Annotated in this window: 19 protein-coding genes; 11 read left to right on the plus strand and 8 right to left on the minus strand. The window is 67.4% G+C overall.

Going from position 1 to position 22,099, the window contains the following annotated elements:
• Nucleotides 1–135 precede the first annotated feature (135 nt).
• Nucleotides 136–1,314, plus strand: coding sequence for a cystathionine beta-lyase (gene metC, locus G342_RS0103635; RefSeq protein WP_018181743.1), 1,179 nt, complete (start codon nt 136–138; stop codon nt 1,312–1,314).
• On the opposite strand, the gene G342_RS0103640 is transcribed toward metC, so the two are convergent.
• The 4 genes from G342_RS0103640 to G342_RS23145 are packed head-to-tail and all read right to left on the minus strand — an operon-like array spanning nt 1,307 to nt 5,057.
• Nucleotides 1,307–1,648 (minus strand): lipid-A-disaccharide synthase N-terminal domain-containing protein, encoded by a 342-nt coding sequence (locus G342_RS0103640; protein WP_040878130.1) that lies wholly within the window; start codon nt 1,646–1,648, stop codon nt 1,307–1,309. The two genes, metC and G342_RS0103640, sit on opposite strands and share 8 nt — an antisense overlap.
• The gene (locus G342_RS0103645) at nt 1,638–2,435 is read right to left on the minus strand and encodes a glycosyltransferase family 2 protein (protein ID WP_018181745.1); all 798 of its coding nucleotides are present in this window, start codon (nt 2,433–2,435) and stop codon (nt 1,638–1,640) included. Before G342_RS0103645 ends, G342_RS0103640 begins: the two co-directional genes overlap by 11 nt.
• Nucleotides 2,392–3,345, minus strand: coding sequence for a phosphatase PAP2 family protein (locus G342_RS25110; RefSeq protein WP_018181746.1), 954 nt, complete (start codon nt 3,343–3,345; stop codon nt 2,392–2,394). Before G342_RS25110 ends, G342_RS0103645 begins: the two co-directional genes overlap by 44 nt.
• On the minus strand, nt 3,342–5,057 hold the full coding sequence (locus G342_RS23145) for an ArnT family glycosyltransferase (protein WP_198010729.1): 1,716 nt from the start codon (nt 5,055–5,057) through the stop codon (nt 3,342–3,344). Before G342_RS23145 ends, G342_RS25110 begins: the two co-directional genes overlap by 4 nt.
• A 170-nt stretch (nt 5,058–5,227) precedes the next feature.
• On the opposite strand from G342_RS23145, the gene G342_RS23150 reads away from it, so the two are divergent.
• From G342_RS23150 to G342_RS0103690, 7 genes are all read left to right on the plus strand, one after another.
• On the plus strand, nt 5,228–7,966 hold the full coding sequence (locus G342_RS23150; protein ID WP_018181748.1) for a DUF2339 domain-containing protein: 2,739 nt from the start codon (nt 5,228–5,230) through the stop codon (nt 7,964–7,966).
• 51 nt (nt 7,967–8,017) lie between these two features.
• On the plus strand, nt 8,018–8,359 hold the full coding sequence (locus G342_RS23155; protein ID WP_018181749.1) for a hypothetical protein: 342 nt from the start codon (nt 8,018–8,020) through the stop codon (nt 8,357–8,359).
• A gap of 51 nt (nt 8,360–8,410) precedes the next feature.
• On the plus strand, nt 8,411–9,469 hold the full coding sequence (gene waaF / locus G342_RS0103670; protein ID WP_018181750.1) for a lipopolysaccharide heptosyltransferase II: 1,059 nt from the start codon (nt 8,411–8,413) through the stop codon (nt 9,467–9,469).
• Nucleotides 9,470–9,556: 87 nt separating this feature from the next.
• The gene (gene rfaD / locus G342_RS0103675) at nt 9,557–10,567 is read left to right on the plus strand and encodes an ADP-glyceromanno-heptose 6-epimerase (protein ID WP_018181751.1); all 1,011 of its coding nucleotides are present in this window, start codon (nt 9,557–9,559) and stop codon (nt 10,565–10,567) included.
• Nucleotides 10,564–11,100: a D-glycero-alpha-D-manno-heptose-1,7-bisphosphate 7-phosphatase gene (locus G342_RS0103680; RefSeq protein ID WP_018181752.1), complete on the plus strand. Its 537-nt coding sequence runs from the start codon at nt 10,564–10,566 to the stop codon at nt 11,098–11,100. The genes rfaD and G342_RS0103680 overlap by 4 nt, the downstream gene beginning before the upstream one ends.
• Before the next feature lie 9 nt (nt 11,101–11,109).
• Entirely contained in the window at nt 11,110–12,549 is a 1,440-nt protein-coding gene (gene rfaE1, locus G342_RS0103685) for a D-glycero-beta-D-manno-heptose-7-phosphate kinase (RefSeq protein ID WP_018181753.1), read from the plus strand.
• Nucleotides 12,546–13,670 carry an AGE family epimerase/isomerase gene (locus tag G342_RS0103690; RefSeq protein WP_018181754.1) on the plus strand — a complete coding sequence of 375 codons (1,125 nt, stop codon included), beginning with the start codon at nt 12,546–12,548 and terminating at the stop codon, nt 13,668–13,670. The genes rfaE1 and G342_RS0103690 overlap by 4 nt, the downstream gene beginning before the upstream one ends.
• Here G342_RS0103690 and waaC read toward each other — a convergent pair whose 3' ends face one another.
• Nucleotides 13,671–14,717 carry a lipopolysaccharide heptosyltransferase I gene (gene waaC / locus G342_RS23160; RefSeq protein ID WP_018181755.1) on the minus strand — a complete coding sequence of 349 codons (1,047 nt, stop codon included), beginning with the start codon at nt 14,715–14,717 and terminating at the stop codon, nt 13,671–13,673.
• A 137-nt stretch (nt 14,718–14,854) separates the two neighbouring features.
• On the opposite strand from waaC, the gene G342_RS0103700 reads away from it, so the two are divergent.
• Nucleotides 14,855–15,949, plus strand: coding sequence for a M24 family metallopeptidase (locus tag G342_RS0103700; protein ID WP_245557208.1), 1,095 nt, complete (start codon nt 14,855–14,857; stop codon nt 15,947–15,949).
• Between the two features lie 64 nt (nt 15,950–16,013).
• Here G342_RS0103700 and G342_RS0103705 read toward each other — a convergent pair whose 3' ends face one another.
• A complete protein-coding gene (locus G342_RS0103705; protein ID WP_051094086.1) occupies nt 16,014–17,105 on the minus strand; it encodes a COX15/CtaA family protein in 1,092 nt (363 codons plus the stop codon).
• Nucleotides 17,106–17,319: 214 nt separating this feature from the next.
• Between G342_RS0103705 and G342_RS0103710 the strand changes: the two genes are divergently transcribed.
• Nucleotides 17,320–17,535, plus strand: a complete 216-nt coding sequence (locus tag G342_RS0103710; RefSeq protein ID WP_018181758.1) for a DUF2842 domain-containing protein — start codon at nt 17,320–17,322, stop codon at nt 17,533–17,535.
• On the opposite strand, the gene G342_RS0103715 is transcribed toward G342_RS0103710, so the two are convergent.
• Nucleotides 17,498–18,583 carry a polysaccharide deacetylase family protein gene (locus G342_RS0103715; protein WP_026304085.1) on the minus strand — a complete coding sequence of 362 codons (1,086 nt, stop codon included), beginning with the start codon at nt 18,581–18,583 and terminating at the stop codon, nt 17,498–17,500. The two genes, G342_RS0103710 and G342_RS0103715, sit on opposite strands and share 38 nt — an antisense overlap.
• 173 nt (nt 18,584–18,756) lie before the next feature.
• Here G342_RS0103715 and G342_RS0103720 point away from each other — a divergent pair, with 173 nt between their 5' ends.
• A complete protein-coding gene (locus G342_RS0103720; protein ID WP_018181760.1) occupies nt 18,757–19,911 on the plus strand; it encodes a GNAT family N-acetyltransferase in 1,155 nt (384 codons plus the stop codon).
• Here G342_RS0103720 and G342_RS23165 read toward each other — a convergent pair whose 3' ends face one another.
• Nucleotides 19,912–22,002: a GumC family protein gene (locus G342_RS23165; protein ID WP_210162353.1), complete on the minus strand. Its 2,091-nt coding sequence runs from the start codon at nt 22,000–22,002 to the stop codon at nt 19,912–19,914.
• Nucleotides 22,003–22,099 lie beyond the last annotated feature (97 nt).

Here is a 22,099-nt window from a genome sequence, read left to right on the forward strand (position 1 = left end):
GCATTATGCCAAGCGGGTCAAGGGGGCGCTGTTCCGCCGACAGACCATTGTTCCAGCAAAGGTTTTGGCTCGATGCGCCAGCGCGGGACGCGTGTTCCGGGCCCCCGTCCCTCTGCCAGTATCTTCGGAGCCCCCATGTCACGGCACGACCACGACCTCACCAGCGAAAAACCCCTCACGCGCCTGGTGCGTAGCGGTCGTGACGGCGCCGTCACCGGGCCGTTCGTCAATCCGCCAGTGGTGCACGCCTCCACCGTCCTGTTCGAGACCGCCGACGATCTGCTGGGCGGCACGCAGCGCTACGTCTATGGCCGCCGTGGCACGCCGACGATCGAGGCGCTCGAATCCGCCATCAGCGAGATCGAGGCGGCGGCAGGCGCGGTGCTCTGCCCGTCCGGCCTTTCGGCGGTGTCGACCGCGCTGTTGTCGGTATTGCGGTCGGGCGACCATCTCCTGATGGCCGACAATGTCTATGATCCCGCCCGCTCCTTCGCCACCAGCGTGCTGGAGCGCATGGGCGTCGAGACGACCTTCTTCGAGCCGACCGTCGGCGCGGCGATTTCCGGCCTGTTCCGGCCGAATACACGGGCCGTCTACCTGGAGAGCCCCGGTTCCCTCACCTTCGAGGTTTCCGACATTCCGGCGATCGTCGCCGCGGCTCGCGCCCGGGACGCCTTCGTGCTGGCCGACAATACCTGGGCCACGCCCTATTTCTTCAAGCCGCTCGCCCATGGCGTCGACCTGTCGATCCAGGCGGGCACCAAGTATCTCTGCGGCCATTCGGATGTCATGATCGGCACGATCGCCGCCAATGCCCGCGCTCTCCCGATGCTGAAGGATACGCATGGCCATCTCGGCCTCTGCGTCGGTCCCGACGACATCTACCTGACGCTGCGCGGGATGCGCACCCTGGGTGTTCGGCTCGATCGGCAGATGCAGTCGGCGCTGACCATCGCGCGCTGGCTGTCGGAGCGAAACGAAGTCAGCCGCGTGCTGCATCCGGGCCTGCCGTCCGACCCCGGCCACATGCTCTGGAAGCGGGACATGACCGGCTCGAGCGGCCTGTTCGGCGTCGTGCCGAACGATTGGAGCCTCGACAAGGTTAAGGCGTTCCTGGACGGATTGCGTCTGTTCGGTCTCGGCTTCTCATGGGGCGGCTTCGAAAGCCTCGCCATCATCGGCAGGCCGCGCCGCACGGCGGGGTCGTGGCCCGCCGGCGATCACATCATCCGCCTGCAGATCGGCCTCGAGGACACGGCCGATCTGATCGGCGACCTCGAGGCGAGCTTCGCGCGCGTCAGCAATCTCAGCTGACGGCGCCCGTTTCCTGCTTCTGCTTCCGCTCGTGCAGGATGAACCAGGCGTTGCGGAAGTAGATGAACAGGCCCGCCGCCTGGCCGGCGATGAACACCGGATCCTTGCGGTAGATCGCATAGATCAGAAGCAGTCCGCCGCCGAGGATCGAGAAGGTCCAGAACGCGGCGGGCACGACGCTCTTCTTGGCGCGCTCGCTGGCGATCCATTGCACCACGAAGCGCATGGTGAACATCGCCTGCGCGACGAAGCCGAGCAGAATCCAGACGTCGAACTGCTCGACGAAGACATGATGCAGCCAATCGCCGATGGCGCTGAACATATTACCGACCATCGATCGTCACCTCCGTCGGCGCAGGAATGTTCTTTCGTCGTCGGATCAGCCACCAGACACCGAACAGATCGAGCGCCCCGACCAGGGCGCGATCCATGATGCCGTATTTCGACGTGCCGTGACGGCGGTTGCGGTCGACGACGTCGACATGCGCAACCTGGTAGCCCTCGCGGATCGCCAGTGCCGGCAAATAGCGGTGCCAGCCATCGAAATAGGGAAACAGCAGGAATACATGCCGGCGCACGGCCTTCAGGCCGCAGCCGGAATCGCGCGTGCCGTCCTTGAGGATTGCGCCACGAAGCCGGTTGGCGAAGCGTGAAGCCATGCGCTTGGCGCCGGAATCCGTGCGCTTCAGGCGTTGCCCGGCGACCAGCGCCGTGCGCGGACCGCCCTTCGCCAGCGCGTCGAGCATCGCCGGCATGAATTCCGGATTGTTCTGGCCGTCGCCGTCGATGGTCAGGACCACGTCGCCGCGCGCCGCCAGCAGGCCGGTGCGCACGGCGGCGCTCTGGCCGCTGGAACGCGTGTCGCGCATCGAGCGCAGCCAGGGCCGGTCGCGCATCAGCTCGAGCACCACGGCCGACGTGGCGTCTGTCGAGCCGTCATCGACGACGATGAGCTCGAAGCGGCGCCCGTCGAGCGCCGCGGCGACCTCGCCGATCAGTTCGGGCAGGTTCTCGGCTTCGTTCTTGCACGGAATGATCACCGAGACGTCGGGGCGCACGAGCGTCCGGGCGTTCGCGTCAGGATCTGCCAAGACGGTCTCGCTGGAAGCGGGCATCGTCATCTGAACCGTCTCCGATGGATTTGAGCGCCGCGATCCAGATACGCCGCCCCGCCAGCGCATCCAGCAGCCCGGCAAAGAGGACTGCGATGCGGGCGGGAGTTTCGAATGCTGCTCGGATCGCCGCTGTGCGTGCCGTTATAGAGCCGGTCGATCCGCGTGCAAAGGCCCAGCCTGCGGCGGCAAATCGTCCGGCGAGCCAGAGGCTGAAGGCGTAGCCGAAGATCAGGCCGGCCAGGATGTCGCTTGGATAGTGCGCCGCGACGACGACGCGGCTCGCCGACATCAGCAGTCCAAACAGCAAAAAGCCGATGCGCCAGCGCGGAAAAACCAGGAAGCCGATCGCGAGCAGAGCTCCCGCCGTGGTCGCGTGTCCGGATGGAAAGCTCTGGAAACGATGCACGAACTCGAACGGATGCAGCGCGATGGCGCCATATTCGTCGAAGGTCGGCGGCCTGCCGCGTCCGATGATCTGCTTCAGGATGTTGACGAGAATGCCCGAGCCGGCGATGGCGAAGAAGATGTAGGCCGCCAGCGCACCGATCTCCGCCCAGGCGGCGCGAACCGCGGGCGGCACGATCTTCCAGCGCCCCGATATCAGGATCAGGACGACCAGACCGGCCGGTACCAGCTCCCATTGCGACTTGCCGAAATAGGACAGCCAATCGGCGATGAAATAGATCGGACGCGGAAGCGCGCGCGCCCGCTCGACCGACAGGGCATCGAAGGCAAAGCCGGCGATCAGGATCAGCGCGACGCTGATCACCAGCAGCGCGATCAGATCCGAGGCCTGGAAGACGGGCGCATGGATCGTCGGCCGCTGCTGCACGCGACGGGCGCGCTCGGCGATCGCAGCGCAGTTCTCGCGCGGCCAGGACAGGCGCTTGGCCAGACGGAAACGCCAGATGCTCATGGCGTAGCGCTCCTCGGCACGAAGACCTGGAATTCGACGATGCGGCCGCCATTGATGGCATAGCCGCGTACCGTTCCGGCGGCGTCGACCATCATACCCAGATCCTCGGCGCGCTCCTGGAAGGACGGCAATTGTCGCCTTTCGACGAAGGCCGCGCGGCATTGGCCTTCCGACAGGAAGGTCGCGGCGCCGACGCCATCGGTCAGCACCGTGTCGGTGCCGGCGAGCAGCACCAGGCTCGGCTCGGCATAGCCGGCGCTGACGAAGCGCGGATCGGCGCAGTCGAGCGCCGCATGGCCGGCGCGCGCCAGGCTTTCGCTGATACGGACATGCTGCAATCCGGGCAGCACCATGCCGAAGATGCCGAGATAGGTGATCATCGCCGCCAGGATGGCGACCATGGCGCTGGCGATCGGCGACATCGCGAACAGCCGCGCCGACACCAGACCCACGGCGGTCGCGATCAGCAGGACCAAGACGCCGGCAATCGAAGGTGTCTCGCCCAGCAGGATCGCAATGACGACCGCAGCAATGGCCAGTGCGAAGGGTAGCAGCGCTGCGCCCGAGGCGGCGAAACGCGCGAACCAGCCGGTGGTGCGAATACCGCCGCCATCGAGCGCCAGCGCCGTCGCCAATGCGAGAAGCGGATAAAGCGGCAAGACATAATGCGGCAGCTTGGTCGGCATCGCCTCGACGCCCAGCCAGAACGGCACGACGGACACGACGGCGTAGAGGATTGCCGGCTGCTTAAACCGGTCCATGATCCACGACACGCCGGTGCTCAGATAGGCGGCGACCGGCCAGAAGGTGAAGAACAGCAGCAGGAAGTAGGCTCCCGGCGGCGCGCCGTGCGATTCCTGCACGCTGACGACCTTGCCGATCAGATCACGACCGACCGCTTCCTCGAAGAAGGCGCCCTTGCTGGCGATGCCGATCGCGACGAACCAGGGTGCGACGATCACCAGCATCCAGATCAGGCCGGGAAGCGGCGCCAGCTGCTTCAGCCAACGGAACGAACCGCCGATCACGGAGAGGAGAACGAGCGGACAGGCGATGGCCGCCAGTCCGAGCGGCCCCTTGATCAGGATCGAGAGGCCGAGCGCCGACCAGAAGATCGTGGCGAGGCGCCAGTTGCGCTCCACTGACTTCGAAAGCCAGGCACGAGCGAGCGCACCATGCGCGGCGAGGATGGTCGCCAGCAGCACGGCATCGGTCTTGGCAAGGCGCGCCTCGATGCCGATCAGGATGGTCGAGGCCATCAAAAGCCCGGCCAGCAGCGCGACGCGCGGTCGGCCAAAGGCGATTGCCAGCCACCAGGTCAGGCAGGCGGCGAGAATGGCGCCGAGAAGGGACGGCAGTCGGTAGACGCCGATCGGCGCGTCCGGGGCCGTGCCCGTCGCCCAGACGGCGATCGATTGCAGCCAGTAGATGCCGATCGGCTTCTTGTAGCGCGTCTCTTCCTGCAGGCGGATATCGAGATAGTTGCCGGTCTCGACCATCTGGTGCGTGGCCTGGGCGAAGCGCGGCTCGTCCCGGTCGACCGGCGGCAAGGTCGTCAGCCCGGGCAGGAAGCACAGCAACGCGACGATCGCGATCAGCGCCAGGCTCATCGCCGACGAACTCGCAATGCGGTCGACCCCGTTCTCGATCGTTGTCGCCAGGCGCGACCAGATCGTTCCCGTCCCGCTTGCGGTCGCTTCGGCTTTGCTCACGCGATTACCGTCCATTGATGTGTCCCGCACGAAGGCTGCGGGATATAGCGAAGTCTGTCCGGCGGCAACAGCGGCAGGGAGGGCAGCGCGGGATGGCCGCAGGGGCGGCATGAAAATAGCGTGCGAATTCGATCACAGCCCTCACCTCCCAGTCATGCTAACAGAATCGCATGGATGGATTGATCGCACTCGGGATTCTCGCCCTCGTCGCCCTGCCGATTATGGCGATTTCGGCCTTTGTCATGTCGCTCGGCGCGCGCGGACGCATCCGCGCCCTCGAATCGCGGCTGCGCGCGCTCGAAAGCCGGCCTGTCGGCCAGGAGGCGCCGGCAGCCGCGATCGACGATTCGGACGCCGTTGTCGTCGTTGAGCCGACACCGGACGAACCCGCGCCGATCGAACTTGCCGCCGATACGGCTGATGCAGCTCCGGACGAGCCGCCGCCACCAGAGGCGTTCGAGCCTGTCGAACCCTTGCCCGCGCAAGCGGCCAAGCGGCCGGCCGAGAGTTTCGAGCAGAAGCTCGGCGCCCGCTGGGCCGTCTGGGTCGGCGGCCTGGCGCTGGCGCTCGGCGCCATTTTCCTCGTCCGTTTCTCCATCGAGGCCGGCCTGCTCGGCCCCGGCGTCCGCATCGCCTTCGGCGCGCTGTTCTCGATCGCCCTGCTCGCCGTTGGCGAATGGCTGCGCCGGTCGGACCGCATCACGGCGATCTCGCGCATTCCCTCCGCCAACATCCCCGGCATCCTGACGGCCGCCGGCACGGTCGGCCTGTTCGCCACCGTCTATGCCGCCTATGCGCTTTACGACCTGATCGGACCGACGACGGCCTTCATCCTGCTGGCACTGATCGGCATGGCGACCATGGCGGCCGCCGGACTGCATGGCGCCTGGCTCTCGGGGCTCGGCCTGGTCGGCTCCTATGCGACGCCGGCCCTCATCGAAACCAACGCGCCGAACATCCTGGCGCTGATGATCTATCTGGTCGTCGTGACCGCCTTCGCCTTCGCCCTCGCGCGGCTGCGCCTCTGGCGTTGGCTGGCGATCGCCGCCAGCGTCGCCGCGATCTTGTGGGGCGTCGCGATGTTCGGCGCCGGCGCCGCGGCGATCGAGAGCGGCATCTACGCCATCGTGCTGCTCGCGCTCTCCTCGCTGTTCCTCGTCGTCGATGTGCAGCGTGGCGAGCCAACGGACCGGCCGGACTGGTTCGCCGTCGGCGTCTTCGCCGGCATCGCCGCCCTGCTGCTGCTCGGCGCCTATTCCAGCAACTTTGCCTCGGCCAGCATCGCCGCCAACCTGATCGGCGGCGCCATGCTGCTGCTTCTCGCCCGGCGCTATGACGCGGTGGCGCTCGTTTCGCCGGTTGCGGCGGCGCAATTGATCGCCCTGCTCTTCTTCTGGCCGGCAGCCCAGCAGGCGGCGTTGGAGCCGACGACGTATGTTGTCGACGCCCTCGCGGACTATTTCCCGATGCCGGACGCCATCCGCATGTTCGGCATCGTTGCGCTTCTGGGCGCGGCGGCGCTGCTGGCGACGGCGCTCGGACGCTTGCAGGCCTCGCCGGTATCCGGCGTGTTCGCCACGACAGCCCATGCCGTGGCGGCGACGGGCGGGCCGGTGCTGGTCGCGATCGTCGCCTATCTGCGCATCGCCGGCTTCGTTTCGAACATCGGCTTCGCGGCCATCGCCCTGGCGCTGGCTGGTCTCTACGCCTTCCTGACGGAGCGTTTCGCGCGGCGGGAGCGGGCCGGCCTTGTCACCGACGCCATACCGACCGGCGTGTTCGCGGCCGGTGCGGTCGCGGCCATCGCCAGCGCCCTCACCATGGCGCTCGAAGGCGGCATGCTGACCACGGCGCTGGCGCTGGCGGGGCTCGGCGCCGCCTGGGTGCAGACCTGGCGGCCCATTGGCGTGCTGCGCTATGCCGTGGCTGTCCTCGCGCTGCTGGTCCTCGGCCGCGTTGCCTGGGATCCCTACATCTTCGGCGTGCGCTCCGGGTCCGGCATCTATCTGTCGATCCTGATCGGCTACGGCATTCCGGCCGCCGCCTTCGCCGTCGCCTCGATCCTGCTCCGGCGCGTCCGCGTCGATCGCGCGGTCTACGCCGCCGAGGCGCTGGCGGTGATCCTCTCCGCACTGCTGGTGATGTTTGAGATCCGTGCCATCGTGTTCGGCGGCGACCTGTTGTCGCCGACCACCGCGCTCAGCGAACAGGGCCTGACGACGGCCGCCGCCTTCGCCTTCGCGCTTGGCCTGACGCGCCTGGCGCGCAGCCGGCCGAGCCCGGTCTTCCGTATCGGCGGCATGCTGGCACGCATCCTAGGCTTGCTGAATGCCGTGATTGGGCTCGGCTTTGTCGCCAATCCGCTTGTGACGGGCGATCGCGTCGTCGGCGGACCTATCTTCAACGAGATCCTGCTCGCCTATGGCCTGCCGGCCATACTGGCCGGGCTCGTCGCCTGGACGATGCCGGTCGCCCGGCCGCGCTGGCTGCAGCCGGCGACGGGTGCGGTCGCCCTGATCCTCGCCTTCGCCGCCGTCACGCTCGAAATCCGCTTCCTGTTCGCGACGTCGCCGGATCTCTCCTGGGACACGATCGGATCGGCCGAGTCCTACACCTACTCGGCCGCCTGGCTGGTTCTCGGCATCCTGCTGCTCGCCTTCGGCCTGGTCTTCCGCCAGCGCGCGGCCCGGCTCGCCTCGGCGCTGCTGATCGTCGTCACCGTGCTGAAGGTCTTCCTGATCGACATGTCGAACCTCGAAGGCGTCTGGCGTGCCCTCTCCTTCATGGGACTCGGCGCCGTCCTGATCGGCATCGGCCTGGTCTATCAGCGCCTGCTGTTCGGCGGCGGGCAGGCCGACCCGTCGCCACCGGATGCAACGGTCGAACCGGGCGCACCGACCGGTTCGTGAAGACGGAACTCCCTTCGCCCTGTCCCGTTGGGCTGGCGAAGGGAGACCTGAATGATCGAACAGAATCGTACGACCTCCGCGCCCGGCCCCGATGCGCCGGATCCCGGCCAGCCGCCGAATCCCGCCCCGCCCAGCCCGGCGCCGCCGGTGCACGATCCGCAACCGCAGCCGGACCAGCCGCCGAAACCGCCCGACATTCCGCCGGTCCCGCCGCAGGAATTGCCGGGCAATCCCGACGTGCCAGCCCCTGCGCCGCCGCGCCCGGCTCCTCCCGTCCACGATCCGCAACCGCAGCCGGAGCAGCCGCCCAGGCCGCCGGACATCCAGCCGATCCCGCAGGAACTCCCCGGCAATTCGCCGCAGGAATTCCCGATCGGCGAGCCCCGATCCTGATGCACGCTTGACGGCCGGCCGGGCCGGGGCCATGAAGGCCCCGAGCCACACATGCGCGCCACAGATCCATCCTCCCCCATCCTTCTCGTCGGCCCGTCCTGGGTCGGCGACATGGTCATGGCCGCGAGCCTCGTCGCCGCCTTGCGTCGGCGCTATCCCGGCCGCCCGGTCGATGTGTTGGCGCCGCCGGCCTCGCTGCCAATTGCTGGACTGATCGAGGGTGTGCGCAATCTCATCCCGCTCGGCTTCGGCCATGGCCAGTTCGGCCTGTCGGGGCGCTGGAAGATCGGCCGCTCGTTAAAATCGGCTGGCTACGGCACCGCCATCGTGCTGCCGCGCGCCTTCAAGGCCGCCATCCCCTCCTTCGCGGCGCGAATCCCGGAACGGATCGGCTATGCTGCCGAGGGACGCAGCCTGCTCCTTACCGATGCGCGCAACGACTCGGCCCGAAAGACCGCCCGCACCATCGACCGCTTCGTCGCGCTCGCGGGCCCGGCCGGTCAGCCGCCGGCCTCGCCCCGCCCTCGGCTCCAGCAGCCGGACGTCAACATCGCCGCCCTGATCACCAAATTCGGCCTGAGCGACGGCAAGCCCGTGCTCGGTCTCTGTCCCGGCGCAGAATATGGTCCTGCCAAGCAGTGGCCGGCCGCGAAGTTCGCCGCCCTCGCCCGCCTTGCGCAGGAAGCCGGCTATGCGGTGCGGCTGTTCGGCGGCCCGAAGGACAAGGCGATCTCGGCCGAGATCGCCCGTCTCGCCGGCGTGCCCGTCGAAGACATCTCCGGCCGGACCTCGCTGGTCGAGGCCGCGGCGCTGCTGGGACGCTGCGACGCCGTCGTCTCGAATGATTCGGGCCTGATGCATGTCGCTGGCGCGCTCGATCGGCCGCTCGTCGTCGTCTACGGCTCTAGCTCCGAGAAGATGACGCCGCCGACCGCGCCGAACGCCGAGGTCGTCTCGATCGAACTCTCCTGCCGCCCCTGCTTCAAGCGGGAATGTCCGCTCGGCACGCTGGCCTGCCTGGAAGGCATCGACGCGCAGCGGGTCTTTTCCGCCGTCGAGCGCGTGATCACCGTAGCCAGGGCCGCGGCCGACGGTTCCATCGCCACCTGACTTGCGCTATCCAACCGACCATTGCGTGCCACCCGCGCAACGACAACTTGCGGCGATCCTTCGGTCGCTCGCCCTGAGGAATTGCCGATGAGCGCGAATGCGAGAGACGGGCGCGACACGATCCTGGTGACCGGCGGCGCCGGCTTCATCGGATCCAACATGGCCCGGGCCCTGGCGGCGGAGGGCTGGCGGGTCGTCGTCGCGGACTGGTTCGGCACCGGCCGCAAATGGCTCAACGTCGCCGACATCCTGCTCGACGACGTCATCCGGCCCGAGGCGATCCTCGGCTGGCTCGGCGAGAACCACCGCCGCGTCGAGGCGATCGTACATATGGGCGCGATCTCGGCGACGACGGAACAGGACGTCGACCTGATCCTCGAACGCAACATCCGAGCCACGCTCGATCTCTGGGCGCTCTCCGCCGCGCGCGACATCCGCTTCATCTACGCCTCGTCGGCCGCCACCTATGGCGACGGCAAGGGCGGGTTCGTCGACAGCGAGGATCCCGCCGATCTCGCCAGCCTGCGGCCGCTCAACGCCTATGGCTGGAGCAAGCTCGCCGTCGACCGTAAGATCATCGCCGACGTCCGGGCCGGCCGCGCCGCGCCGCCGCAATGGGCCGGCCTCAAATTCTTCAACGTCTACGGCCCGTTCGAGGCGCACAAGGACGACATGCGCTCGGTGATCCACAAGATCTATCCGACCGCCGCCGCCGGCGAGGCGGTGACCCTGTTCCGCTCGCACGACCCGAACTACGAAGATGGCGGCCAGCTGCGCGATTTCGTGCATGTCGCGGATTGCGTCGACGTCGTCCGCTGGCTGATTACGAGTCCTAGCGTCAGCGGCATCTTCAATGTCGGTACCGGCAAGGCGAGGAGCTTCGCCGATCTCGCCCGCGCTGTCTTCACGGCGTCCGGCCGCGAGCCGCGGATCGACTATGTCGACATGCCGGAGCGGATCCGCAACGCCTACCAGTACTTCACCGAGGCCGACGTCTCGAAGCTGCGCCGCGCCGGCTACAATGCCGACTTCCGCTCGCTCGAGGACGGCATCCGCAGCTATGTCGGCGACTATCTCGCCAAGGGCATCGCGCTTTGAGCCGTGAACGCCAGCCGGCGGCATTTCTCGATCGCGACGGCGTTATCAATGTCGATCACGGCTATACCTACAGGCCCGAAGATCTCGTCTTCGTCGAGGGGGCGCCGGACGCCATCCGCCGCCTGAACGAGGCCGGCTATCTGGTGGTGGTCGTCACCAATCAGTCCGGCGTCGCCCGTGGCTATTACACGGAAGATGACGTCGCCCGCTTTCATGCCCATATGCAGCGCGAACTGGCGAAAGCGGGAGCGCGGATCGATGCCTTTTATGCCTGCCCCTATCATGCCGAGGGGAATGTCGCCGCCTATCGCGTCGACCATCCCGACCGCAAGCCGAAGCCCGGCATGATCCTGCGGGCGCTGCGACAGCTGCCGATCGACCCCGCCCGGTCGTTCCTGATCGGCGACCTGCCGAGCGACATGGCGGCAGCCAGCGGCGCCGGCGTCGCCGGACACCGCTTTCACGGTGGAGACCTTGACGATTTCGTCGCCGCGGTGCTCCTACAGGCGAGCGCCGACAACAGTCCGATATAGGAATATTCGATGCTGGACGAACTGCATTCCGGACGGGTTGCCGTGATCGGCGACGTCATGGTCGACCGCTACATCACGGGGTCTGTCAGCCGGATCTCGCCGGAAGCGCCCGTGCCCGTCCTTCTGCACGGCGATGTCCGCATCGTCGCTGGCGGCGCTGCCAACGTCGCCGCCAATGCCGCGGCCCTCGGGGCCGACGTCACACTCATCGGCTATGTCGGCGCCGACACCGAAGCGGACGAGCTTCGCTCCGCGCTCGGCAGCCATCCAGCCATCGATCTCGGCTATCTCGTCATCGACGCGGCGCGCCCCACCGTGACCAAGACCCGCGTGATGAGCGGCCGCCAGCAGATCGTGCGCATCGACGCGGAAAGCCCCGGCGCGCCCGGAGCGGAAGCCGAGGCCGCGCTCATCGCATCGGGGAAGCGCGCCATCGCCGGCGCCGATGTCGTCGTGCTGTCCGACTACGCCAAGGGCGTGCTGTCGGATTCCGTCGTCACGGCCCTGATCGCTGAAGCCCAATTGCGCGGTGTGCCTGTCATCGTCGATCCGAAGCGCCGCACGTTCGAAGCTTATCGCGGCGCCACGATCGTGACGCCGAACCGCAAGGAATTGTTCGAGGCGACCGGTCTCGCCGACGACACGGATGACCAGGCCGTGCGCGCGGCGGCGGAAGCCGGCCGCCAGTTCGGCGGTGACGTCCTCGTCACGCGCGCCGAAAAGGGCATGACCCTCTGGCGCCAGGATGGATCCGTTACTCATGTCGCGGCCGAGGCGCGCGAAGTGTTCGACGTCTCCGGCGCCGGCGATACAGTCGTCGCGGCGTTGGCCGTAGCACTCGCGGTCGGACAGCCGCTGGAAGCCAGTGTCATCACCGCTAACGCCGCCGCCGCCATCGCGGTCAGCAAACTCGGAACGGCCGTTGTGACGCGGGCGGAGCTTACCGCCGCGCTCGATCGCGCCAGCCATGCCGAGGACCATGCCGGCGCGCTCGTCGCGCTGGAGGATGCGGCGAAGATTGTCGCTCGCTGGCAGGCGCGCGGCTCGCGCGTCGTCTTCACCAATGGCTGTTTCGACCTGCTGCATCCCGGTCACATCGCGCTGATCGAGGCCGCGGCGCGCGAGGGCGACCGGCTGGTCGTCGGGCTCAATACCGACGCCTCGGTACAACGCCTGAAAGGGCCGACACGGCCGTTGCAGGACGAGCAGGCGCGCGCCCGCGTGATGGGAGCCCTGCGCGCCGTCGACCTCGTGGTTCTGTTCGGCGAGGATACGCCGCTCGAGACGATCCAGGCGCTGAAGCCGGACGTCCTGGTCAAGGGCGCGGACTATCGCGAGGACCAGGTGGTCGGTGCCGATTTCGTCAAGGCGCATGGCGGCCGGCTGGTGCTGGCCAATATCATTCCCGGTCGCTCGACCAGCGCCCTCGTCGCGGCGGCCCGGTCGTGAAGAGCTTCGCCTTTGCAAAGGCTTGGGCGACGGAGCTCGCCTTGCCGCTCTGGAGCGGCGTCGGCTTCGACATGGCGCGCGGCCTGTTTCACGAGCGTCTCGATTTCGAGCGAAACCCGATCGCCTTGCCGGCGACGCGGCTGATGGTCCAGGCCCGCCAGATCGCCACTTTCTCGCGCGCCAGCCTGGCCGGCTGGCACAGCGGATCTGAAACGGTTCTGGCCGCATGCCTCGCCAATGTCGAGCGCCTCTATCATCGCGCCGACGGCCATCCTGGCTGGATCTTCTCGATCGACCCTTACGGCAAGCCCGCCAGCCGGGTGCGCGACCTCTACGCGCATGCCTTCATCATCTACGCGCTGGCCTGGAGCCATCGCCTGACCGGCGATCCGCATGCGATCCGGCTTGCCGACGAAACGCTCGCCGAGATCGACGTGACGCTGGCGGCGCCGCTCGGCGGCCATCTGGACGCGTCGCCCTCCTCCGATCCGACGCGACGCCAGAATCCACATATGCATCTGCTGGAGGCCGTGCTGGCGCTGTATGAGGCGACGGGCAGAGAGCGCGATCTCGTGCGGGCCGGCGCCCTGGTCGAGCTGGCGACGAGCCGCTTCATCGACGCGGAAGCCGGCGCGCTGCTCGAAGATTTCGCGCCGGACTGGCGGCCGCTGCAACCGCGCGGGCACAACCGCGTCGAGCCCGGTCATCAGTTCGAGTGGTACTGGCTGCTCGGCGAATATCGCCGGCTCGGCGGCGCGATACCCGAGGAAGTGACCGACCGGTTGCTCGATTTCGGCCTCGATCATGGTATCGATCAGGAGAGCGGCCTGATCGTCGATGCCGTCACGGAGACGGGCTCGATGCTGAGCCCGAGCTTCCGCTCCTGGCCGCATGCCGAAGGCGTCAAGGCGTTCGTCACGGCCGCGAAGTCCGGTCAGTCGGGCGCTGCCCAAATGGCCGATCACCTGCTCGCCAGCCTGCTGACCTTCTGTCCGGATATGCTGGAAGGCGGCTGGATCGACCGGTTCGACGCCGATGGTGCCCCTATGGTCGATCACATGCCGGCGTCGACGCTCTATCACGTCATGGGGGCTCTGCTCGAAGCCGAGCAGCTCGCCTGATCAGGTCCCGTCGGGTGATGGCAGGCGCAGCCGCGCCGCCAGCGCCTGCCACACGCGCTCGGGCGACTGGTCGGCTAGACAGGGCGGTCCCTCGCCGAAATCCGGCTTGATCCGGCAGGACGTCTGCTCGCAGGGCGCGCAGCTCCGCGTCGACACGAACTCCTCCACATCCGGCCCGACCAGCCCCGTCAGGCCGGGATTGGTGGGGCCGTAGAGACCGAGTGTTGGAATGCCGAAGGCGGCGGCGAGATGACCGAGGCCGGTATCGACGGTGACGACGCCGGCTGCGTTGGCAATCACCGGGATGAGGCCTTCGAGTCCGCCGGCGGGAACCTGCTCGACGTTCGGCAGGCCGGCGGCGATCTTCGCCGCGCGTTCCGTCTCCGTGGCGCCATGGGCGAAGAGCTTGACGTCGAGCCCGGCGGCGGCGCAGCGCTCCGCCACACCCCGCCAGCCTTCGACGGTCCAGGTCTTGGTGGTCCAGCTGGTGCCGTGGATCAGCACGACGCCGTCGCCGCTCCGCTCGCGGATACCCCGATTGGCAAGATCCGGCACGAGGCCGGCATCAGCCGCCGTCGTCGGCATCGGATAGCCGAGCGAAGCGGCGAACAGCCTGCGGATGCGGGTGACCATATGCTCGGTCTCGGGGATATCGTGACCGACCTGATAGAACCAGGTCGCCATGCTCTCGCGCGCGCTGCCGCGGGCGAAGCCATGGCGCGGCTTGACGCCGGAGAACACGCCGACCAGCGCGCTCTTCATCAGCCCCTGTGCATCGATCAGCAGATCGTAACCGCCGCCCCGGAGCGCGCCGACCGCTGCCTTCATCTCGGCCAGGGTTTCGCGGGGTGCCTTCTTCATCCGACGGATCGGCAGCGCGATGACCTGGCGCACACCCGGATGCAGCCGCGCCAACGGCGCGAAAGCCTCGTCGACGACCCAGTCCAGTTCGAAGCCGGGCACGGCACGGACGGCGTCCGTCACCGCCGGATAGGTGTGCACGACATCGCCGAGCGACGACAATTTGACGAGAAGGACGCGCATCATGAGCCTGTGGTGGGTTCGGCCGATGACAAAGGCAATGCAGCAATCCGCCCGCCTCCGCAAGCCGCGTTCACAGCCTTGCCGGTTGACCGCTTCCGGCAGAGTTTTTACCAATAGTGAAATTCATGCAGGAGACCACCATGACCCGGCTCGCTACCCTCCAATCGATGCTGCGCCAGAATGGCGTCGACGCCGTCGCCCTCGGGCCGGGGCCGCACATGGCCTATATCGCCGACGTCCATCCGCACGCCGACGAACGGCCCTGCCTCCTGATCGCCACGCCGAGCGGCGCCGGCGTGCTGATGCCGGAGCTGAATGCCGACGAGATGCGCCGGCAGACCGACCTGCCCTTCTTCACCTGGTCCGACGCGACCGGACCGCAGGCCGCGCTCGCCGCGCTGATCCAATCGCTCGGCATCGAGAAAGGCACGAAGCTCGTCCAGGTCGACGAGACCATGCGCGCCGATTTCGCCCTGCTGGTGATCGAGGCACTTGGTTCGCCCAAGGCCGGATTTGCCGCCGAGAGCGTCGGCCGGATGCGGCTTTCGAAGGATGAGGCCGAGAAAGCCGAGATCCTGCGCAATGCCGAGATCGACGATCGCGCCATGGAAGCGGCGTTCGCCGCGATCCGGCCCGGTGTCACCGAGCGGCAGATCGCCGACGCTGCCCGCGCCGTGTTCGAGGAGGCTGGCGCCACGCCGCTCTTCACTATCGTTGGCGCCGGTGGCAATGGCGCCTTTCCGCACTATGCGACCGGCGACCAGCCAGTGGCCGTCGGCGACGCGATCGTCATGGATATCGGCGCGCGCTCCGGCGCGTTTTCCAGTGACCTGACGCGCATGGCGTTTGTCGGCGAGCCCAGCGCTGAGTATCGGAAGGTGCATGCTGTCGTCGAGGCGGCGGTTCAGGCCGCCTGCGCGGCGGCTCGCCCGGGCGTCGCGGCGAAGGATGTGGACGCGGCGGCGCGCGGCGTCATCACGGCAGCGGGCTACGGCCCCTACTTCACCCACCGCACCGGTCACGGTCTCGGTCTCGAAGGGCATGAGCCGCCCTATCTGACCTCGACCAGCGAGACGATCCTGGAAGAAGGCATGGTGTTCTCGATCGAGCCCGGCATCTACTTGCAGGGCAAGTTCGGTATCCGGCTGGAAGAGATCGTCATCCTCGAGGCGGACGGCCCACGTATCGTCAGCCGCCTGCCCCGCGATGTCTTCGTAGCGCCGACCGACGCCTGAGCCAGCCTGGAGCGCGTGAAGAAAACGCGACCAAACGAAGAGCCGGGAGGCCGCCTGGATTGCTCTAGGCGGTCACCGGCGTCGGTTCGTTCAACGCACGCCGATGCGCGACCGCCGCCCACAGCACGACCGCCGCGCCGAACTGGTGCAGCAGGGCCAGGTCGAGCGGCACCACGGCGATGAGGGTCGCCACGCCGATGCCGGCCTGCGCCAGGACCAGAACCGCCAGATGGCGGGCGCGGCGCGCCGCCGGCGAACGCGGCACCAGCTTCCAGGCCTGGAAGGCATGGATCATCGCGGCGATCACCAGCAGATAGGCGACAACGCGATGGTCGAACTGCACCGTCATGACGTCCTCGAAGACGCTGCGCCAGCGCGGCGCATAGTCGAAGACGCCGGACGGGATGATGCTGCCATCCATCAGCGGCCAGGTGTTGTAGGTCATGCCCGCCTTCAGCCCGGCGACGAGGCCGCCGAGGAAGATCTGCAGAAACACGATGACGATGATGAAACTCGCCATGCCCTTGAGCGGCGCTGCCTTAACCCGGTTCTCGCCCCTGTCCGGAGCAAGGCCGCGGCTGATCCAGACGGCGGCGCCGAGGATCAGGCAGGCGATCAGGAGGTGAGTCGCCAGCCGGTACTGGCTGACGCTGATGCGATCGGCGAGGCCGCTCTTGACCATCCACCAGCCGATGGCCCCCTGCGCGCCGCCGAGCAGGAACAGGCCGACCAGGCTCGGAATTACCGGGCGCTCGATCCTGCCGGTGATCCAGAGCAGGAGGAACGGCACGAAGAACACCACGCCGATCATGCGCCCGAGCAGCCGGTGGCCCCATTCCCACCAGAAGATCTCCTTGAACTCGCCAAGGCTCATGCCCTTGTTGACGATCTGATACTGGGGAATCTGCTGGTACTTGGCGAACTCTTCCTGCCACTCGATCTCCCCGATCGGCGGGATGACGCCATGGATCGGCTTCCATTCGGTGATCGACAGACCCGAGCCCGTCAGCCGCGTGGCGCCGCCGACGACGATCATGGCGATGACCATCAGAATCACCGCGCCGAGCCAGATCCGGATCAGCGAGCGATCCCGCGTCCTGTCCCGCCCGGGAGCCCGTTGCAGCGTGCCATTCGCGGCCAATCCATCAGTCGTCATTGCGCACCTCGAATATTTCAACGGCTGGATTAGCGGCTCGTCCCGGCGCGAACAACAGAGCCGCCTCGGCGGACGCCAATCGGCCGCGCGACATCGGGTCGCGCAACGTCAGCCAAACCTCGACCGCTGGCAAGCGGGGCACCGGCGTGTCCGGCTTTGAAGTTCGCGCTCGAACGCGCTATGCCGACGCCAAGGCAATCATGAAAGGCTCATCATGCCCATCCGGCTCCGCAAATTCATCGGCATGATCGCGCTTGTCGTCCTGGTGGTCGTCTATGCCTTCACGGCGATGGTGATCGCGCAGCTGAAGCTGCCCGACGCGCCGCGCTATGTGCAGATGATCTACTATGTCGTCGTCGGACTGGCCTGGGTGATCCCGGCCGGCATCCTCATCAAGTGGATGCAGAAGCCTCAGGAGCCAAGGAACTAGCGGGCCTCCGCCAGTTCCGCAGCCGGCGCTCCAGCGAAAAGGGAACGCCGGAAAGCAGCACGTCGACATAGTGCCGCGATTGAAAATGCCCGTTCACCGATATGCGCGGCAAGGCCGTCAGGCGGCTGTCGGCATCGACGACGCCCCGGCGGGTCGTCACCGCCGTGGCAAAGCCGAGATCGGCGGCCAGATAGAATTCCCGCTCCGCCGCCGTTGGCCGCGAGCCATAGGGATAGGCGAAGTGGCGCGGCCGGACGCCAGTCATCGCCTCGATCCGTTCGCGGCTTTCGGCCATCTCGAGCCGCGCGCGGGCGCTGTCGAGGCGCGCCAAGGCATAGTGTCCGACCGTGTGGGCGCCGATGGTGACCAGCGGGTCGACGGCGAGCGCCCGCACTTCGTCCCAATCCAGCATCTCCCGCTCGACCATTCCGTGCGTGTCGATGCCATACGCGCTTGCCGCCAGCTCGATTGCCCGGCGCTGCTCGTCCTCGCTGACATGGCAGAGCTCGGCGGCGACGAGCTGGCAGGCGACCCGCTTCTGGTTCACGCTCTCGGTCGGCAGGTCAAAATCGCGTTCCTCGACCCGCATTCGCAGATGGGGCAACCGGTCGATCAGGTCGACGAGCACTTCCCACCAGGGAACCGCGATACGGTCGACGAACCCTGTCGCAAGATAGATCGTGAAGGGCACGCCCAGTGCCTTCAGGATCGGGTAGGCGTGCGTGTAGTTGTTGCGGTAGCCGTCGTCGAAGGTCAGGACGACGAAGCGGCGCGCGGATCGTGGCTCGGCGAGGCGGCGCCTGGCCTCGTCGAGATCGACGATGTCGATGTCGCTGGACTGGAGCTGGCGAACGACCGCGTCGAGAAATTGCGGCGTCACTTCGAGATGCGCATTCGGGCCGAAGGCACTCGGGACCGGAGGCCGCACCTGATGAAACATCAGGATGGCGCCCGACCCACGCGCCATCGGCGCGAAGAGTCTGGAGGCTCCGCTCCAGTACAGTGCGTTGAGCCCCGCCTTGTAACCGGCAATCTTGAGAGCTTGCATCAGCGATTCAGCCATTCCAGCGGCACGCAACCATCAACATGCTCATACGAACCCGATGTTTACGATAGGTTGATACCGCTTCGGAAATTGAGTTCGAAATCATAGAGATCCAATCGATGGATGGGCTAGATATTCTGTCGTCACAAAGGGATTTTTCTCTCGCGCGCCTTACCGTGTCGGTGACGCCCTCCGCCCGCGCCATCGAGAGCGACTGGCGCGCGTTGGAACGTCTTTCTCCCCTTTCCGTCTACCAGAGCTTCGACTGGATCGATTGCTGGATCGACGCGGCGACGGGGCCGCAGCGGATCCGGCCGGCTATTGTCAGCCTCCGCCATGACGACAGGGTCGTCGCCATTCTGCCGCTCGGCGTCGAGCGCGTCGGCCCCGTCCGGATCGCCCGCTTCCTGGGTGGCGAACACGCCAATATCCGCATGGGACTGCTCGATCCGGCCTTCGCAGCTTTCCTGACGCCGGAGACGACCGCCGAAATCCTGCGCTGCGTCGCCGAAGCGCTCGGCGGCGTCGATCTGCTCGATCTCGATGCCCAGCCGGTTCGCTGGGCTGGAGCCGTCAATCCGCTGGCAGCCCATCCGGAGGCGCGCCCGGCCAAATGCGATGTCGGGATGATGCAGCTCGGGCCCGACTTCGCAGCCGTCCTCGCTGCCCATCGCGGCGCCAAGAAAGCCAAGAAGCGGCGCTGGCAGGCCAATACGCTGGCACCCGTCGGCGGTTCCGTGCTTCGCCGCGCCGCCTCGCGGGACGAAGCGCTCGCCATCCTCGAAACCTATTTCGAGCAGAAGGCCGCGTGGTTCCGCGAGCAGGGCATTACCGACAGCTTCGCTGAGCCGGGCGTCGCCGATTTCTTCCGGGCCCTGGTCGAGCGTCGCTGGGACGGCGGGGAAACATCCCTGATCGAGCTCGATGCGCTGGAATTCGACGGCGGCATCCGGGCGATCCTCGGCAGCGGCACGGCGTCTGGCCGGCTGAGCGGCTATTTCATGTCGGTATCGAACGATGACTGGCGCCGCGTCAGCCCTGGCGAGCTGATGCTCTACGAGGTGATTTCAGCGAGTTGCGCGCGCGGCCTCACCTCCCTTGATCTCGGTCGGGGCGACGAGCGCTACAAGGCGTCCTGGCTGGAGGAAATCGAGCGACATGTCCGGGTCATCGTGCCCGTCACCCTGGCAGGTCACGCGGTATCCGGCCTGATGCGCGCCACCGACCGGATCGAGAGCACGATCCGGGACAATCCGAAACTCTGGCAGCTTGCCAAGAAGATCCGGCGCTGGCGTGGTCATGCGGACCAATCCGCCCGCGAAGCCGATTGATCAGGCGAGCTCGGCCGCCGCCGCCGCGTCTTCCGATCCGCCTTTCGGGGCCGCCTCGGCAATCAGCAGCATGACCTCCGTCGAGGCCCTCGCCTTCATCGCCTCATGGGTGCGGACCGTCCGCGGCTCGCTGTCCGCGCCGTCGGCCACGACGATCACCGCGCCGGCCTTCGGCGCCAGTTGCAGCGCCAGCTCCCAGTCCGCATCGAGCAGGATCTGGTCATAGGTCTGATCAAGCGCGTCGAGGATCGAGACGAGCCGCTCGCCCTCGGCCGCGCCGGCGTCGAATTCGAGAAGCCCGCGCGGGATCATGTGCGCGCGCGATCGGCGGTCGCGGAAGATCACCTGATCGAAGGAAGCCGTGCCGGCGAAAAGGTCCGTGAAGCCCGGCCGCTGTTCCTCGACGGCCATCGCCCGGCTATCGGCGCCGTCGCCCTGGAGTTCGACCAGAAGCACGCGGTTGCCACGCCGCGACAGGGCGCGGGCCAGCGACACAGCGGCCAGCGGCCGTCCGGCGGTCTGGTCGAGTTCGGCCATGGCGATCAGAACGCGCCGCGCCTTGGCGTCGACGATCCGGTCGACGATGGCATTGAGCGAATCCTGTGCCTCGGCGGTGAGACCGCGCGCCTGCGATGCCGCGGCCAGGGGAAGAGCTGCCTCGGTCGGCGCCGTCTCCAGCGGTTCGGATCGCAACGGCGGCACCGGATCCGGCACCAGGGGCGGCGTCAGGACGACGCGACGCAGCGCCCTGCCCGACGTCAGTTCCCGGATCAGGATCACTGCGATGGCAAGCAGGAGCAGCGCGACCGTCGACGCGATCGTCAGCGGCAGCTTCTTGGGAAAGGTCGGCTCCAGCGGAACCGAGGCGCGGGAAATGATGCGGGCGTCGGCCGGAAGATAATTGCCCTCCTGGCGCGAGGATGCCTCGCGATAGCGACGGAGATAGGTTTCGAGCAGATCACGCTGCGCGGTCGCCTCGCGTTCGAGCGCGCGCAGCTGCACCTCCGCGTCGTTGGTCTGGCCGGTGGCGGCCTTGGCGCGGGCGATGTCCTGGCCGATATCGACCTCGCGGGCCCGCGCGGTCGCGGCTTCGCCCTCGAGGCTCTGCAGGATGCGGGTCACCTCGCGGCGAACCTGCGTGTCGAGATCGGCGAGCTGGGCGTTCAGTTCCTTGAGGCGGGGGTGCGCGGGAAGCAGCGTCGCCGAGAGCTGCGCGATCTGGGCACGCAGGGCGACCTGCTGCTCGCGCAGACGCTGGATCAGCTGGGAATCGCGAACGTCGGGCACGTCCGGCGTCGCCCCGCTGGCGAGGCTCTTGCGAACCGTCTCGGCCTTCGCTTCGGCCGAGGAGCGGGCGGCGACCAAGCGCGCCAGTTCGGCGTTGAGGTCATTCAGCTTCTGCTGGGCCAGCGAAGTATTGTTCTGTCCGCCGGAAAACAGGCCACGCTCGGTGCGGAATGCCTCGACCTTCGCTTCGGCGTCCGTGACCTTGGTGCGCAGATCAGCGATCTGCGATTCGAGCCAGCGCGTCGCGTCGGCATTGGTGGAGCGGCGCGCCTCTCGCTCGAGCGCCAGATACTCCTCTGCGACGGCGTTGGCGACCTTGGCGGCCAGTTGCGGGTCGGTCGAGGAGAAGCCGACGGTGATGACGCGGGTCTTGTCGATCGAGAAGACGTCGAGCTTGTCAGCGAAGCGCTGCAACACGCGGTCTTCCGGGGTCGGCTGCGGGGCCGGACGACCGAGGCCGATATTGACCAGCATCTGGTCGAAGGTGGGCAGCAGGCGCGGCTTGTTGAACTCGCGCAGGGAAGCGAGGCCGAGGGAATCGACCACCGTATTGGCGAGATCGCGCGAACCGATCAGCTCCACCTGGCTGGCGATGCCCTCCGAATCGAGCAGCGCCCTCACCTCCTCGGTGCCGGCGCCAGCCCGGGTGATCTCCGATTCACCACTTTCGATCAGTATTTTGGCGGCGGCGGAATAGCGCGGCGTGACGAAGTTCAACCCGACATAGAGCGCGCCGGCGAACAGCAGGCCGAAGAGGAGGAGATACGGCAAAGCCCGCAGCAGCGCGCCCAACAACGCCCGCATGTCGAGTTCGACATCATCGATTTGCCCCAAACGCCCGTCCGCCATAACCGCGCATGATCCCCTTGCCGATGCGACATCATCTGGAATCAGGGTAACC

It is taken from the genome of Kaistia granuli DSM 23481 (assembly GCF_000380505.1).
Lineage (GTDB): Bacteria > Pseudomonadota > Alphaproteobacteria > Rhizobiales > Kaistiaceae > Kaistia > Kaistia granuli.

Coding starts and splice junctions, on each gene's coding strand:
- metC (WP_018181743.1), top strand. CDS start 136: ATGTCACGGCACGACCACGACCTCACCAGCGAAAAACCCCTCACGCGC.
- G342_RS0103640 (WP_040878130.1), bottom strand. CDS start 1,648: ATGGTCGGTAATATGTTCAGCGCCATCGGCGATTGGCTGCATCATGTC.
- G342_RS0103645 (WP_018181745.1), bottom strand. CDS start 2,435: ATGACGATGCCCGCTTCCAGCGAGACCGTCTTGGCAGATCCTGACGCG.
- G342_RS25110 (WP_018181746.1), bottom strand. CDS start 3,345: ATGAGCATCTGGCGTTTCCGTCTGGCCAAGCGCCTGTCCTGGCCGCGC.
- G342_RS23150 (WP_018181748.1), top strand. CDS start 5,228: ATGGATGGATTGATCGCACTCGGGATTCTCGCCCTCGTCGCCCTGCCG.
- G342_RS23155 (WP_018181749.1), top strand. CDS start 8,018: ATGATCGAACAGAATCGTACGACCTCCGCGCCCGGCCCCGATGCGCCG.
- waaF (WP_018181750.1), top strand. CDS start 8,411: ATGCGCGCCACAGATCCATCCTCCCCCATCCTTCTCGTCGGCCCGTCC.
- rfaD (WP_018181751.1), top strand. CDS start 9,557: ATGAGCGCGAATGCGAGAGACGGGCGCGACACGATCCTGGTGACCGGC.
- rfaE1 (WP_018181753.1), top strand. CDS start 11,110: ATGCTGGACGAACTGCATTCCGGACGGGTTGCCGTGATCGGCGACGTC.
- waaC (WP_018181755.1), bottom strand. CDS start 14,717: ATGATGCGCGTCCTTCTCGTCAAATTGTCGTCGCTCGGCGATGTCGTG.
- G342_RS0103700 (WP_245557208.1), top strand. CDS start 14,855: ATGACCCGGCTCGCTACCCTCCAATCGATGCTGCGCCAGAATGGCGTC.
- G342_RS0103705 (WP_051094086.1), bottom strand. CDS start 17,105: ATGACGACTGATGGATTGGCCGCGAATGGCACGCTGCAACGGGCTCCC.
- G342_RS0103710 (WP_018181758.1), top strand. CDS start 17,320: ATGCCCATCCGGCTCCGCAAATTCATCGGCATGATCGCGCTTGTCGTC.
- G342_RS0103715 (WP_026304085.1), bottom strand. CDS start 18,583: ATGCAAGCTCTCAAGATTGCCGGTTACAAGGCGGGGCTCAACGCACTG.
- G342_RS23165 (WP_210162353.1), bottom strand. CDS start 22,002: ATGCGGGCGTTGTTGGGCGCGCTGCTGCGGGCTTTGCCGTATCTCCTC.